Annotated in this window: 1 pseudogene; it reads left to right on the top strand. The window is 49.2% G+C overall.

The features are described 5' to 3' along the window. Positions 1-798 (top strand): annotated as a pseudogene (locus ACLI08_RS16375) (hypothetical protein); the annotation flags it as partial.

Genomic DNA, 798 nt, shown 5'->3' with positions numbered 1-798 from the left:
GGGTGTTGCAGCAGGAACGTATTCTGTGACTGCTAAGAATGCTACGGGTTGTATCTCAACGGCAACATCGGTAACGATTAACGCTGCTCCGGCTGCGCCAGCAGCTCCGACAGTAACGACTGTTCAACCTACTTGTTCGGTTGCTACAGGTTCAATAACTGTAACTGCTCCAACAGGAACGGGCATGACGTATAGTATTGATGGTTCAACCTACCAGGCATCAGCTACCTTTACAGGTGTTGCAGCAGGTATGTACAGCGTAACAGCTAAAAACGCTGCGGGTTGTATCTCGACTGCGACTTCGGTAACAATAAACGCTGCTCCGGCTACGCCAACAGCTCCGGTTGCTACTTTGGTTCAACCAACGTGTTCAGTTGCTACAGGTTCGATAACTGTAACTACTCCTACAGGAACAGGTATGACGTATAGTATTGACGGAACGACTTACCAGGCATCAGCTACCTTTACAGGTGTTGCAGCAGGAACATATTTAGTAACGGCTAAGAATGCTGCGGGTTGTATCTCAACGGCTACATCGGTAACAATAAACACTGCTCCGGCAGCACCGACTGCTCCGGTTGCTACAACTGTTCAACCAACATGTTCAGTTGCTACAGGTTCGATAACTGTAACTGCTCCGACAGGAACAGGTATGACCTACAGTATCAACGGAACTACCTACCAGGCATCGGCTACGTTTACGGGTGTTGCAGCAGGAACGTATTCTGTGACTGCTAAGAATGCTGCGGGTTGTATCTCAACGGCTACATCGGTAACGATTAACGCTGCTCCGGCTGC

The organism is Flavobacterium sp. RNTU_13 (assembly GCF_046614455.1).
Classification (GTDB): domain Bacteria; phylum Bacteroidota; class Bacteroidia; order Flavobacteriales; family Flavobacteriaceae; genus Flavobacterium.
Note: the sequence above shows the minus strand (reverse complement) of the source record. Positions and strands in the feature narration are given on the sequence as shown.